The organism is Nocardia sp. NPDC057663, from assembly GCF_042799895.1.
Taxonomy (GTDB): domain Bacteria; phylum Actinomycetota; class Actinomycetes; order Mycobacteriales; family Mycobacteriaceae; genus Nocardia.
On sequence record NZ_JBHVHX010000026.1, the window covers coordinates 1 to 12,742 of the forward strand.

Consider the following 12,742-nt stretch of genomic DNA (forward strand, 5'->3'; position numbering starts at 1 on the left):
CCTACGCAACGGCGCCTGATCGACGGGACGGCCGCGAACCGCCGCTGCGCGGCGGCCCCTCCTCGAGCTCGGGTCGTGCGGGGCTGGTTCGGTGGCTGTGGGCTTGTCAGGGGTAGGTGGTAGACCTGGGCGCTGCGGAGCTTGCCGGTGCGGCGGAAGGATGAGGGCATGAGCGGGAGAACACGGCGCGAGCGGGCCGAGATCGTCGATCCGGCGGCGTTGACGCGCCCCACCGCGACCGGTGGTGTGCCCGCGACCCTGCGGGAGGTCGGCGAGCAGGCGATGGTCGCCGTGCGGCGCTGGGCCGATCCGCGGGAGCGGGAGCTGCGCCGCCGGCGCCGGGCCCGCAGGCGGAGTTTCCAGCTCGGCACCGCGTCGGGCATCACGACGGTCGGTGCGGTGGGTCTGGCTGTGGTGTCGGCCCCGGCCTGGGCGGTCGTCGTGATCGGCGGCGGCGCTGTCGCTTTCGTGACCGGTACCGCGCTGAGTGCCCGCCGGTATCTGCAATTGCGCGGTCAGCCGCTGCCCCAGGCGGCGTTCGTCGCCCGCAAGTCACCCGGTCTGCGCTCGGTGGCCCGTGGCCCGATCCAGCGGTTGATCCGCGCCGAACGCGCGCTGCACGGTCTGGGCGCCCAGATCGCCCGCACCCGGCGCCTGCCCGAGGACGAGTTGCGCGACCTGCTCGAGACGGCCCGCTCCGGCGCGGCCGCCCTGCACGCGCTGGCCACCGACATCATGGCGATGGAACAGGCCGCCGACACCGTCGGGCGCGCCAATCCCGACACCGTCGCCGCGCTGAAAGTCACCGTCAACGGGGTGCTCGCGCGGCTGGAGACCGGCGTCATGGAATACGAACAGCTCGTCGCCGCGGCGGCGCGCATTCTCGCCGTCCCCGAGGACACGGTGGTGGCCTACCAGTTCAACGGCATCGTCGCGGACCTGCGCGAGGCCGCCGACCGGCTCGACGGCTGGGCCCAGGCCCTCGCCGATCTGGCCGACGGTTCCGTCCACCGGCCGCGCTAGGCCCCAGCCGCACAACGACTTCCGGCCCCGACGCCTTCCGGTGGCGGGGCCGGTTCGTGTCAGGCGATGGTCTGGCGCAGCGCGTCGAGTTCGACCGCGCGCGGATCCGCCACGGTCGACGATTCCGGGATGTCGAAGATCCGTACCCGCTTGTCCGCGCTGTCGAAGGGTGCCCAGCCCGGGTCGCCATCGGTCGCGAAAGCCACCCAGGCCGCGTGGATCTCGTCGGCCAGCGCCTGCGGTGGGTTCGGTCCGGTCAGCGAATGCGCCCCGTCGAGGGCGTCGAAGACGAACGGCACCTCCAGCACGTGGCAGGCGCCCAAGCCGGGAAGACCGGTGGGCCAGGCGAATTCGTAGACATGGGTCGGCGCGCCCGCCGCGTTCGCCTCGGCGAAGTCGACGGTGCCGGCGCGGAAGCACCAGTCGGTGAGGATCGCATTGAAGATCTCGGCCGGCGTGGCGTCCGGCCGCTGGGCCGTATACGTCTGCGCGACAGCCGGATCGATGCCGTAGCGGGTGAGCACGAACGGCAGGGTGTCGGCGGTGACGGCGGCGGTGATGCCGGTCGGGACGGTGAAGAAGCGGAATTCGTCGGCGGTGGTGCCCGCGATGAGCGGGACCGCGCGCTCCGGATGCTCGGCCAGGACCGCCGTGGGCGCGCCGGGCACGATGTCGTCGTCGAGCACCGGGAACAGGCTCATGATGCCCATGCCCTGCCCGATCACCGAGGCGCCCCAGCGCTGCGGGTCCGGATCGGTCATCATCGCGAGTGCGACCGCGTTCTGCGCGGCACGCAGCTCGTCCGGGCCGAGTGTGCCGAAATCGGCCGCGGTCGGCGCGATGCCGAGTTCGTCGGCCAGCGCGGCCGCCACCCGCCGTGCGTCCTGCGCGTCGGCGGCGACCGACCCGTTGCCGCTCTGCATGATCGCCCGCCGGAACAGCCCGGCCGACTGCGGCGCGGCGATCAGCGCCGCCACGCTCATCCCGCCGGCCGACTCCCCGAAGATGGTCACATTGTCCGGGTCGCCACCGAAGGCGGCGATATTGTCGCGGACCCAGCGCAGCGCGAAGAGCTGGTCGTGCAGGCCGCGATTGAGCGGGGCGCCGTCGAGCGCGGCGAACCCGGAGATCCCGAGCCGGTAGTTGATCGATACCAGCACCACGCCGTCGCGCGCGAACGCCGTGCCGTCGTAGATGGCGCGCGCGTTCGACCCGCGCACGAACGCCCCGCCGTGGATCCACACCAGCACCGGCAGCCCGCTCGCGGCCGGGTCCGGCGTCCATACGTTCGCGTTGAGGTACTCGTCGCCGGGGATGCCGTCGCTGCCGATCAGCGCGTGGATCGGCGCCGGATACGGCGACTGCGCGCAGGTCCCGCCCATCTCCGTCGCCTCCCGCACGCCCTCCCAGGCGGGCGCGGGCTCGGGCAGCTGGAAACGTTTCGCGCCGACCGGCGCCGCCGCGTAGGGCACCCCGAGAAAACGGATGACGCCCGCCTCGGTCCGGCCGCGCACCGCGCCGCTCGCGATCGTGACGATGGGTTCCATGGACTCCTCCTCGCTGATGCCCCGATTATGGGCGCGCGCCCGGGCCGCCGTCAGTCGTTTGGCGGACGGACGGGACGGTGCCCCGGCTACGGGACCAGTGGCCCGGCCAGTACCCGCTCGCCGGCGGCGCGGTCGCCGGTCCAGGCGAGTGCGGGGTCGGACGCCGACCTGCGCGCCCAGAGCGCGAGCAGCAGATCCGAGGCGGTGCCGGCGAGCTCGGCGACCGGTTCACCGGGACCGTAGGTCCAGCTGCGGTCGGCGTCGGTGGCGCGCACGCGCAGGGCGACCTCCGGTGCGGTCGCCAGGCCACGGTGGATCATCCGGGGTGCGAAGAGCTCGAAGACCTCGTCGATGCCGTCGACCGCGATCTCGGGGTCGAACGGCTCGGCCGCACCGAGCGCGTTGCGGCCGTCCCACAGGTGCATGAGCGTCTCGTGCGCGCGTCTGCGGCGCCAGAACCCGACCGTGCGCGGCATGGTCCGGGTGAAGGTCCATGCCTCGCGATCCGGATCGGCCGACAGTGTGGTCACCAGGGCGTCGGCGGTCGTCTCGTACCAATCGCGGAGCGCCGCAGTGTCCTTCGGGGCGGGATCGCCCGCGTAATCGCCGCGCAGCTCCGTCACCGCGGTGACGACCCACATGTTGCCACTGCCGACATGGTCGACGAGGTCGTAGAGGGTCCAGTCGCCGCAGGAAGGGACCGGCGTGGCGAGGTCGGAGTCCGCCGTGACGAGTTCACCGAAGGACGTGAGTTTCGCGCGCAGCAGAGCCAGGTAGTCCATCTCACTCACGGTAGCCGCTCCGCAGGCGTGCAATCCGATGATCCGGTCTCGGGGTGAACCCTGAGATCGCCCCCGATTTCCGGGTTGACCTGGTGATTTATCGGATCGTGGGTGGGAGCATCGAAGGTGTCGGATCGCCGGAGGGCGGTCACGGAACTGGCGAGGAGCACATCATGGTCTGGAAAGTCATCGGCATCGTCGTGGTCGCATTGATCGCGTTCTGGATCATCGGGGCGCTGATCAAGGCGCTGTTGCCGGTCCTGGTGATCGCCGCGATCGGTACCGGCCTGTACCTGCTGTACAAGGCGGTGTCCGGGTCGAACGACAAGTCCCCGCTCGCCAAGCCGTAATCCGGCCTGCGCTTAGCATGGGCCGGGTGGATCAGGTACCTGAAGACTGGCAGCGCGGACTGGTGATCGTCGCGCATCCCGACGACATCGAATACGGCGCGGCGGCCGCGGTCGCGCGATGGACCGCGCAGGGCAAGGACATTCGCTATCTGCTGGTCACCCGCGGTGAAGCGGGAATCGCGGGAATGCCGCCCGCGCAGGCCGGGCCGTTGCGTGAGGTCGAGGAGATCGCGGGCGCTCGCGAAGTCGGCGTGCACACCGTCGAATTCCTCGGCCATCCCGACGGCCGGATCGAAGAGGGGCTCGCGTTGCGGCGCGAACTGGCCGCCGCGCTGCGCAGGCACCGCCCGGAGATGGTGGTGCTGTTCAACTTCGGCGATACCTGGGCGCCCGGGTTCGTCAACAGCGCCGATCACCGGGCGGTGGGCCGCTCGGCGATGGACGCCATCTCCGACGCGGGCAACGAGTGGATCTTCCCCGAGATCGCCGACCTGGCACCGTGGTCGGCACGCTGGGCCGCCGTGGTCGGTCCGGTCATGACTCACGCCGTCGATGTCGGCGCCCACCTGGAGCAGGCGCGGGCTTCGCTGTCCGCGCACCGGCGCTATCTGCAGGTGCTCAGCTCGGTGCCGGTCGAGCAGCAGGTCGACGAGATCATCGCGCGCGCAACAGGTCCCAAGGAGGGGTTCCCCGCCGCACACGCGGTCGGCTTCGAGCTGTTCACCTTCGCCTGGTGACCGCGGTGCGCCCGGCCGCAAGCTAGCGGCGCTGGGCGCCATTGCACGGCCACCACACGCCGACCCCGCGGCGGCGCGGCCGACCATGCCGAGGGATATGGCAGTCTGGCGGCATGCGAGTAGCTGTGGTGGCCGGGCCCGATCCGGGGCATGCGTTTCCCGCGATCGCGCTGTGCCTGCGATTGCTGAAGGCGGGAGACGAGCCGGTGCTGTTCACCGGTCCACGCTGGCTGGACGCGGCCAGAGCCGCCGGAATCAGCGTGCGCAGGCTCAAAGGGCTGGCCCCACGCCCCACCGACGACGACACCGACGCGGGCGCCCGGATCCACGAGCGCGCCGCTCACATCGCGACCGAGAACCTGCCCGAACTGAGCGCGATGCTGCCGGACCTGATCGTCTCGGACGTGCTCACTGCGGGCGGCGGGATGGCGGCCGAAAAGCTGATGCTGCCCTGGGTGGAACTGTCGCCGCATCCGCTGTATCTACCCTCGAAAGCGTTGCCGCCCATCGGCAGTGGGCTCGCACCGGGGGAGGGCGTGCGCGGCCGGGTGCGCGACGGGGTGCTGCGCACGATGACCGCGCGCGCGGTCCGGGTGGGCGCTCGGCAGCGCTCGGCCGCGCGCGAGACCATCGGCCTGCCCGCCGAGGATCCGGGTCCGACCGCGCGGCTCGTCGCCACGCTGCCCGCGCTGGAGCTGGACCGTCCCGACTGGCCCACCGACACCCATGTCGTCGGGCCGCTGCTGTGGGAACCGACCGACGCGATCCTGCCGGTGCCGCCGGGCGAGGCGCCCCTGGTGATGGTGGCGCCCTCGACCGCGCATACCGGGGTGGCCGCTATGGCCGAGACCGTGCTGGCCGGTTTGGCCGGACTCGGTGTGCGTGCGGCCATCTCGATGCTCGACACCCCACCGGCCGACCTGCCCGACTGGGCGACCGCCGGCTTGGGCCGCCAGGACGAACTGCTCACCAAGGCCGCGGTGGTCGTCGGCGGCGGCGGACACGGACTGCTCGCCAAATCCCTGGCCGCCGGGGTGCCGGTGGTGACTGTCCCCGGCGGTGGTGACCAGTGGGAACTGGCTAATCGCGCGGTGCGGCAGGGCAGTTCGGTGCTGGTGCGCCCGCTGACCCCCGAGGCGGTCGGTGCGGCGGTGCGGCAGGTGCTCGACGACCCGGCCTACGCCGCCGCGGCCCGCGAGGCTGCCGCGGGGCTGTCCGCGGTCGAGGATCCGGTCGATATCTGTCACGACGCCGCGAAGCGGTAGCGCCCGCCGGGTGGCGCCCGCCTCCGGCGGCACTGTCGGGTGTCGCCGAGCGCGAGTATCTTGGGCTTCGTGCGGTTGACCGAATTCCAGGAGCTGATGCACACCGAGTTCGGCGTGGCGCGCGCCGACGCCATGCTGGCCGATCACGTGATACCGGCGCTCGGGCGGACCGGCGCTGCCGCGATCGAATCCGGTGTCGATCCGCGTGATGTGTGGCGCGCCCTCTGCGCCGACTTCGATGTTCCCCGAACCCGATGGTGAGCAGGTCATGGCAGTGACAGCGCAGAACCCGGACACCCGACCATATCGGTTCGACGAGCGGTTGCGGATGATCCCGGTAGACCCCGAGACGCTCGCGGCCAGGGTCGCGGTCGCCGATCCCCACGATTTCGGCGGGCTACGCAGGCTCGGCATCGCCTTGATGCTGCTCGGCCGCCACGACGAGGCCCTGGACCGGCTCGATCAGGCACTGGAGCTGGCCGATACCGAGCAGCGGCGGATCACCGTCTGGATCAATCTCGGCGACGTGTACCGCTACCAGGGTGAACCCACACCCGCCGAGATCCTGTACCGGCGTGCGCTCGAGGCCAGCCGCGCCCTCGACCCCGATCTCGACCCCGATCTCGTCTCCTTCGCCGCCCACCATCTGGGCAAATCGCTGGCCGAACAGCACCGCCCGCGGGAGGCGCGGGAACTGCTCAACGAGGCGATGCGGTTGCGGGTGGCCGACGGCGACTCCGAACTCATCGAGTCCACCCGCGCGGCCCTCGACCACCTCGAAGAGCTGGCCCTGCCACTGCCGCCCGAGATCGCTGAGCTGCTCGGGCCGGTGCCCGCGTGGTCGGATGAGCACGAAGGCCGCGGCGGCAATCTCGTCCGCTCGGGCGGGTACTGGATCAAACACGGACCACGGGCCGTCGCCGAGCACGATCGCTTGAACTGGTTGCGCGACAAGGGCATCGCGGTACCCGCGGTGGCAGCCTTCGCCGAGGACATCCTGGTGCTCGCCGACGCCGAAGCCCGGTCGCTCACCGACCTCGCCGGTGACGCGGCCGAGGTCGGCGCACTGATGGGGCAGACCCTGCGCGCGCTGCACGCGCTGCCGGTCACCGACTGCCCGTTCGACGGCCGCCTCGACGTGACGCTCGCCCAGACCCGGCGCAATGTCGTCGAAGGCTTCGTCGACACCGCCGATTTCGACGCCGACCATCGCGAGCTCACCCCCGCCGCGATCCACGAGCACCTGCTGGCGCAGCGCCCCTCCGACGAGGATCTCGTCGTCGCGCACGGCGACTTCACTCCGGGCAATGTGCTGGCCGGTGGCGTGCTGATCGATGTCGGAGCGCTGGGCGTGGCCGATCGCTATCGCGATCTCGCCCTCGCCGAACGCGATCTGGCCGAGGACTTCGGCATCGACGCGGTGGTGGCGTTCTTCACCGCCTACGGACTGACCGGCCCCGATCGCGCGAAGCTCGAGTACTACCGGCTGCTCGACGAATTGTTCTGACGCCGTAGGCGGATCGCGCTCAGCTGCTCTTGGCGTAGTGTCGGGCGGCCTTGGTGCGGTTGCCGCAGGTCGCCATGGAATGCCAGCGGCGGGTGCCGTTCTTGGACGTGTCGTAGAAGAACAGCACGCAGTCGGGATGGGCGCACTGGCGGATCCGGTGCGGCGCCTCGGCGATGAGGTGCAGCAGATTGTCGGCGGCGAGCCAGCCGGGCAGCCAGGCTGGATCGGTGACCTCCGGGTCGTCGCGCGGTCCGTCGTCGGTGAGCTCGCGGCGGATGCGGCCGTGGTCGAGCACCCGGTTCAGGGCGGCGTGGTCGGCGGTGGTGACGGCCGCGTGGACGGCATCGCGGGCCGCGTGCAGCGCGGTCAGCGTGTGCTCGTCGACGGGGACGCGATCGGCGAGCCCGGTGAGCTCGAGCCACAGCCGCAGGCCGTCGAGATCGGTGAGCAGATCACCCGGGGTCGCGCCCGCCCATCGGGTGTTGAGCAGGTCCAGAGCCGGTGGTTCGCCGGTGTGCGGACGGGGATCGCGCATGCCTGAGGTTACCAACTCGCCTCCTGACCACTGTCGCGATTTCACGGGTTGACGGTGCTGCCCGGTCGCCCTACTGTCTAACCTGTCAACATTGAATAGGTAGTTATCATTCCGGGAGAGGTTCCACCGTGCGACCGCCACTGCCACCCTTCGACCTCGAATCCGCGCGCGCCAAGGTGCTCGCGGCCGAAAATGCCTGGAACACCCGCGATCCCGAGCGGGTCGCCGCCGCGTACACCGAGGATTCGGTGTGGCGTAACCGCGACGAGTTCTTCACCGGCCACGCCGCGATCGTCGACTTCCTCACCCGCAAGTGGTCGGCCGAGAACGGCTACGTCCTGCGCAAGGATCTGTGGGCCTTCCATGACAACCACATCGCGGTGCGCTTCCAGTACGAGTGGCACGACGAGTCCGGGCAGTGGTGGCGCAGCTACGGCAACGAGCAGTGGGAGTTCGCGCCGGACGGGCGGATGGCGCGGCGTGAGGCCAGCATCAACGACGTGCGCATCGAGGAATCGCAGCGGCGGATCTTCGGGCCGCGCGCCGAGGGTGACGACTCGGTGCTGCCGCAGCGGTAGGCGGCGGGCCTGCGGATGTGCGCCGGGTTTGCGGGTCCTCGCGTGTTGCTGGGCGCGTCGCTTGACTCGAATGGGTGTTCGACTAATCTGGGCGCCAGAACTTGTCGGTGCCGGCCTCTACTGTGGGCGCCAACCAGAGAGACACTCACCTCGAGAAGGGGACCACATCATGGCACCGCAGGCCTACGATCGCGACAAAGCGCTGGAGCTGGCACTGGCGCAGGTGGAGAAGAGCTTCGGCAAGGGTGCGGTCATGCGCCTGGGCGAGGAGGCCCGCCAGCCCATCTCCGTCATCCCGACCGGCTCCATCGCGCTCGACGTCGCGCTCGGCATCGGCGGGTTGCCGCGCGGTCGCGTCGTCGAGATCTACGGCCCGGAATCCTCGGGTAAGACCACCGTCGCGCTGCACGCGGTGGCCAACGCCCAGGCCGCGGGTGGTGTCGCCGCGTTCATCGACGCCGAGCACGCCCTGGATCCCGACTACGCCCGCAAGCTGGGTGTCGACACCGACGCGCTGCTGGTCTCCCAGCCCGACACCGGTGAGCAGGCGCTGGAGATCGCCGACATGCTGGTGCGTTCCGGCGCCATCGACATCATCGTCATCGACTCCGTCGCCGCCCTGGTGCCGCGCGCCGAGATCGAGGGCGAGATGGGTGACAGCCACGTCGGCCTGCAGGCCCGCCTGATGAGCCAGGCGCTGCGCAAGATGACCGGTGCGCTCAACACCTCGGGCACCACCGCCATCTTCATCAACCAGCTGCGCGAGAAGATCGGCGTCATGTTCGGCTCGCCGGAGACCACCACCGGTGGTAAGGCGCTGAAGTTCTACGCCTCCGTGCGCCTGGATGTGCGCCGCATCGAGACCCTCAAGGACGGCAGCGACGCGGTCGGCAACCGTACCCGCGTGAAGGTCGTCAAGAACAAGGTGAGCCCGCCGTTCAAGCAGGCCGAGTTTGACATCCTCTACGGCCAGGGCATCTCCAAGGAGGGCTCGCTCATCGACATGGGCGTCGAGCACGGCTTCATCCGCAAGTCCGGCTCCTGGTACACCTACGAGGGCGACCAGCTGGGCCAGGGCAAGGAGAACGCCCGCAAGTTCCTGCTGGAGAACACCGATGTGCGCGACGAGATCGAGAAGAAGATCAAGGAGAAGCTGGGCATCGGCGCCGACCTGACCGCCGAGGCCGACGCGCCTGCCGACTTCTGAGCCGATGCGCACGCCGAACCCCGGCCGCGCACCCCGCGACTCGGCCGATCCGGTCGAGGACATGCGACGGCAGCTGGCTCGCCTCGGCATCGAGGTCGAGCCGCCCGCGCTGACGTCGTCCGCGGCGGAGCGCGAGCGGGGCGCGGCCACCGAACTCGTCCGATCGGCTCGTGACGAACGAGTCGATCCGGACGCGCAGGGAATTCGGTCGGGTGCGGGCGATCCGCAGCGCGCGCACCCGACCGGATTCGCCGATGGTGACAATTCACCCAATTCCGCTGCGCGGATTGGGGATGATCATGAAGAGTGGGGGAGCGGGGTGCGACCCCGCCGTGCCCGGCGTGGACGCAGGTCCACCCGGCGCGACGCAGACTCCCTGTCGACCGGCGTCGGTGGTGACAACGGACGACAGGCGGATCCGGTGGCGGCCGGATCCCAGCCGGGAGAGCCCGACCGGCGAGCCGGCACACGCCGGCTCGCCCCGGGCGACCGTCCCAAGGCCACCGTCGACCAGGCGAAAGACGCCTGCCTGAATCTGCTGGCCGTACGCGCCCGCAGCCGCGCCGAGCTGGAGAAGCGCCTCGGGGAGAAGGGTTTCCGGGTCGAGGTCACCGAGGCCGCGCTCGACCGGCTCACCGAGGTCGGCCTCATCGACGACAGCTCCTTCGCCGAACAGTGGGTGCACGAGCGCCACACGTACTCCGGCCGGGGAAAGCGGGCGCTGCAGCGCGAACTTCGGGACAAGGGCGTCGCCCCCGCCGACGCCGAGAACGCCCTGGCCATCGTCACCGACGACGCCGAGCGCGCTCGCGCCACCGACCTGGTCCGCCGCAAACTCCAGACTCTGCCCCGGGACCTGGACCGCGACAAGGCGGTCCGCCGCCTTGTCGGCATGCTCGCCCGCCGCGGCTACGACCAGTCCACCGCCTTCGCCGTCGTCACCGCCGCCCTCGACGAGGCAGGCTTCGACCGCGCCCCGGCCGCGCCGCGCAGCGCGGGCCGATATCACGCGACTGCGGAAGCGACGACCTCGGCGGACACCGTCGACGAGTCGACCGCCGACACACCGGAGTCGGAGACGACGACCAGCCGATCTCCCCGTAGGCCGGTCCCCGGCGACGATCAGACCGCCATCGACCTGGTCCGCCGCAAACTCCGCGCCATGCCCGCCGACCTCGACCGGGCTAAAGCCACCCGCCGCCTTGTCGACATGCTCGCCCGCCGCGGGTACAGCCCAACCACCGCCTTTGCAGTGGTGAAAACCGAACTGTCGCAGGCAGATAGATGAGCGCAATGAGAAGCGCGGTAGTGCACGTCAAGTGATTCCGGACCGGTGACGCGTCACAGCGACCGAGGCGTGACGGGCGAGGTGATGGGAGGTATCGGGTGGCGCGATGAGAACCGAATTGCCGCGGCGGTTGCTCGCGAGGCGTAGGATGACCGTGGCGGTGAAACAGGGCTTCTCGCAGGCGAATTCGGTGTATAGATCCGCCGATGCGGGTGTGGGGACGGCAGGCTTCACCCCAGGCGGGGATAGTAGCAAAATGCTCGGCGAAACATGCGTGAATGTGAGTATCTGTCAACGAATGCATGGACCTGGGGGATGAAGTGGCGGGGGTGTGCGTCGTCGTGATCGCTTATTGCGGTCAGGCATTCGATCCCGATCCCGATTCTGCCGGGGCGAGGTAGATCGACATGGCTAGGTTTCAGGTGCCCGACGGCTGGACCGCCCAGGCGTATCGGTTCGCGTTGGATCCCACTCCGGCCCAGGGACGTGCAATTCGCTCCCATTGCGGGGCAGCGAGGTTCGCTCACAATCACATGCTGGCGCTGGTGAAAGCAGTCACCGCCCAGCGGGCCGCGGAACGCTCCTACGGTGTGCCCGAGAACGAGTTGACTCCCGCATTGGGATGGAGTCTTGTGGCGTTGCGTAAACCATGGAATTCCCGAAAGGGTGCCGTCGCTCCGTGGTGGGCGCAGAACTCGAAAGAGGCTTACAGTAGTGGACTGGACGGCCTTGCCCGAGGTTTGGACGCTTGGTCCACATCGCGTACAGGGCAGCGGGCGGGCGGCAAGGTCGGGTTCCCTCGTTTCAAGTCCAAGCATCGCGCGGTGAACTCGGTCAGGTTCACGACCGGCGCGATCCGAGTGGCCCCTGATCGACATCATGTCGTCCTGCCGGTACTCGGTTCGATCCACACTCACGAATCCACCCGTAAACTGGCGCGACGGATCGAGGCGGGAACCGCGCGGATTCTGTCAGCTACTGTCAAATGCGAGGGCGGCCGCTGGTATTGCGCATTCGGGGTGATTGTGGAAGGTAAGCAGCGGTCCGCGCGCAGGGTCCAGTCCGCGTATCCGATCGTGGGAATCGACGTCGGGGTCAAGGACCTGTTGGTGGTCGCGGCGCCAGATAGTGCCGAGATCGAGCGGGTGTCGGCACCGAAACCACTCACCGCCGCACAGATGACACTGCGGGTGTTGCAACGCAAGGCCGCCCGGCAGCAGGGTCGTTGGAATCCGGTGTCGCAAACCCGCCACGACCCATCGCGGCGGTGGCTTCGGACTCAAGCTCGGATCGCGAAAACCCATGCCCGCGTGGCGAACATCCGCCGCAACGAACTACACACCGCCACCACCAGACTTGCTCGCAACCACGACGTTATCGTGGTCGAAGACCTCAACGTGACGGGTATGGGCCGCGGTGGCGGTGCATACAAGCGCGGGCTGAACCGTGCGATCGGTGACGCCGCGCTCGGCCGGATAGCCGCCCTGCTCGGTTATAAAACCAGCTGGAACCAGACCAGGCTCGTCACCTCAGACCGCTGGTTTCCTTCCACTCGAACGTGTTCGCGTTGTCAGGCGATAACCAAGCTTGCGTTGCGCGACCGTGTTTACCACTGCCGCAATGGTTGCCCGCCGATCGATCGGGATACCAACGCGGCGATCAACCTCGCTCGCCTCGGCGACACCACCGATTTCGGTGATGTAACGGGGACCGGTACCGGGAGTAGCCCGGCCGCCAGCGTTACGGCTGGAGAAGGACGTGGAGCCAACCGGAAGACCTGTCCCACCGAATGGGTGGGACAGGCAGGAGGCGTTGAAACGTCTACCCCGCACCGCCGCGGGTTGGTGGGTCGGACGGGGACTGCCTCTTCGCAAGGAGGGGCTGCCTGACATGGGTTGTCAAACAAACACTCACAATTCAGGT

13 protein-coding genes are annotated in these 12,742 nt (G+C 69.6%); 10 read left to right on the forward strand and 3 right to left on the reverse strand.

Features of this window, described 5'->3' with window-relative positions; genetic code table 11:
* Positions 1-168: 168 nt before the first annotated feature.
* Positions 169-1,023 carry a hypothetical protein gene (locus ACFVAV_RS32010; protein ID WP_379039325.1) on the forward strand — a complete coding sequence of 285 codons (855 nt, stop codon included), beginning with the start codon at positions 169-171 and terminating at the stop codon, positions 1,021-1,023.
* Positions 1,024-1,082: 59 nt separating this feature from the next.
* On the opposite strand, the gene ACFVAV_RS32015 is transcribed toward ACFVAV_RS32010, so the two are convergent.
* Together ACFVAV_RS32015 and ACFVAV_RS32020 are read right to left on the reverse strand one after the other, a co-directional pair.
* A complete protein-coding gene (locus ACFVAV_RS32015) occupies positions 1,083-2,570 on the reverse strand; it encodes a carboxylesterase/lipase family protein (RefSeq protein ID WP_379039326.1) in 1,488 nt (495 codons plus the stop codon).
* An 86-nt stretch (positions 2,571-2,656) separates the two neighbouring features.
* Positions 2,657-3,352 (reverse strand): maleylpyruvate isomerase family mycothiol-dependent enzyme, encoded by a 696-nt coding sequence (locus ACFVAV_RS32020; RefSeq protein ID WP_379039327.1) that lies wholly within the window; start codon positions 3,350-3,352, stop codon positions 2,657-2,659.
* A gap of 173 nt (positions 3,353-3,525) precedes the next feature.
* Here ACFVAV_RS32020 and ACFVAV_RS32025 point away from each other — a divergent pair, with 173 nt between their 5' ends.
* The 5 genes from ACFVAV_RS32025 to ACFVAV_RS32045 all read left to right on the forward strand — a co-directional run bounded on the left by ACFVAV_RS32025 (position 3,526) and on the right by ACFVAV_RS32045 (position 7,211).
* Positions 3,526-3,702 (forward strand): hypothetical protein, encoded by a 177-nt coding sequence (locus ACFVAV_RS32025; RefSeq protein WP_379039328.1) that lies wholly within the window; start codon positions 3,526-3,528, stop codon positions 3,700-3,702.
* Positions 3,703-3,728: 26 nt separating this feature from the next.
* On the forward strand, positions 3,729-4,439 hold the full coding sequence (locus tag ACFVAV_RS32030) for a PIG-L deacetylase family protein (protein ID WP_379039329.1): 711 nt from the start codon (positions 3,729-3,731) through the stop codon (positions 4,437-4,439).
* Positions 4,440-4,552: 113 nt separating this feature from the next.
* Complete coding sequence (locus ACFVAV_RS32035; RefSeq protein WP_379039330.1) at positions 4,553-5,704, forward strand: glycosyltransferase; 1,152 nt, start codon at positions 4,553-4,555, stop codon at positions 5,702-5,704.
* A 69-nt stretch (positions 5,705-5,773) separates the two neighbouring features.
* On the forward strand, positions 5,774-5,965 hold the full coding sequence (locus ACFVAV_RS32040; RefSeq protein WP_189024134.1) for a DUF3046 domain-containing protein: 192 nt from the start codon (positions 5,774-5,776) through the stop codon (positions 5,963-5,965).
* A 7-nt stretch (positions 5,966-5,972) separates the two neighbouring features.
* Entirely contained in the window at positions 5,973-7,211 is a 1,239-nt protein-coding gene (locus tag ACFVAV_RS32045; protein ID WP_379039331.1) for a phosphotransferase, read from the forward strand.
* Positions 7,212-7,230: 19 nt separating this feature from the next.
* Here the strand turns inward: ACFVAV_RS32045 and ACFVAV_RS32050 are convergent, their stop codons facing one another.
* A complete protein-coding gene (locus ACFVAV_RS32050; protein ID WP_379039332.1) occupies positions 7,231-7,746 on the reverse strand; it encodes a CGNR zinc finger domain-containing protein in 516 nt (171 codons plus the stop codon).
* Between the two features lie 128 nt (positions 7,747-7,874).
* Between ACFVAV_RS32050 and ACFVAV_RS32055 the strand changes: the two genes are divergently transcribed.
* The 4 genes from ACFVAV_RS32055 to tnpB all read left to right on the forward strand — a co-directional run bounded on the left by ACFVAV_RS32055 (position 7,875) and on the right by tnpB (position 12,708).
* Positions 7,875-8,324: a nuclear transport factor 2 family protein gene (locus ACFVAV_RS32055; RefSeq protein WP_379039333.1), complete on the forward strand. Its 450-nt coding sequence runs from the start codon at positions 7,875-7,877 to the stop codon at positions 8,322-8,324.
* Positions 8,325-8,493: 169 nt separating this feature from the next.
* Positions 8,494-9,531 (forward strand): recombinase RecA, encoded by a 1,038-nt coding sequence (recA, locus tag ACFVAV_RS32060; RefSeq protein WP_189024126.1) that lies wholly within the window; start codon positions 8,494-8,496, stop codon positions 9,529-9,531.
* Between the two features lie 4 nt (positions 9,532-9,535).
* Positions 9,536-10,819, forward strand: a complete 1,284-nt coding sequence (locus ACFVAV_RS32065; RefSeq protein WP_379039334.1) for a regulatory protein RecX — start codon at positions 9,536-9,538, stop codon at positions 10,817-10,819.
* Between the two features lie 407 nt (positions 10,820-11,226).
* Positions 11,227-12,708, forward strand: coding sequence for an IS607 family element RNA-guided endonuclease TnpB (gene tnpB / locus ACFVAV_RS32070; protein ID WP_379039335.1), 1,482 nt, complete (start codon positions 11,227-11,229; stop codon positions 12,706-12,708).
* The last annotated feature ends 34 nt before the right edge of the window (positions 12,709-12,742 follow it).

Coding starts and splice junctions, on each gene's coding strand:
- ACFVAV_RS32010 (WP_379039325.1), top strand. CDS start 169: ATGAGCGGGAGAACACGGCGCGAGCGGGCCGAGATCGTCGATCCGGCG.
- ACFVAV_RS32015 (WP_379039326.1), bottom strand. CDS start 2,570: ATGGAACCCATCGTCACGATCGCGAGCGGCGCGGTGCGCGGCCGGACC.
- ACFVAV_RS32020 (WP_379039327.1), bottom strand. CDS start 3,352: ATGGACTACCTGGCTCTGCTGCGCGCGAAACTCACGTCCTTCGGTGAA.
- ACFVAV_RS32025 (WP_379039328.1), top strand. CDS start 3,526: ATGGTCTGGAAAGTCATCGGCATCGTCGTGGTCGCATTGATCGCGTTC.
- ACFVAV_RS32035 (WP_379039330.1), top strand. CDS start 4,553: ATGCGAGTAGCTGTGGTGGCCGGGCCCGATCCGGGGCATGCGTTTCCC.
- ACFVAV_RS32045 (WP_379039331.1), top strand. CDS start 5,973: ATGGCAGTGACAGCGCAGAACCCGGACACCCGACCATATCGGTTCGAC.
- ACFVAV_RS32050 (WP_379039332.1), bottom strand. CDS start 7,746: ATGCGCGATCCCCGTCCGCACACCGGCGAACCACCGGCTCTGGACCTG.
- recA (WP_189024126.1), top strand. CDS start 8,494: ATGGCACCGCAGGCCTACGATCGCGACAAAGCGCTGGAGCTGGCACTG.
- ACFVAV_RS32065 (WP_379039334.1), top strand. CDS start 9,536: ATGCGCACGCCGAACCCCGGCCGCGCACCCCGCGACTCGGCCGATCCG.
- tnpB (WP_379039335.1), top strand. CDS start 11,227: ATGGCTAGGTTTCAGGTGCCCGACGGCTGGACCGCCCAGGCGTATCGG.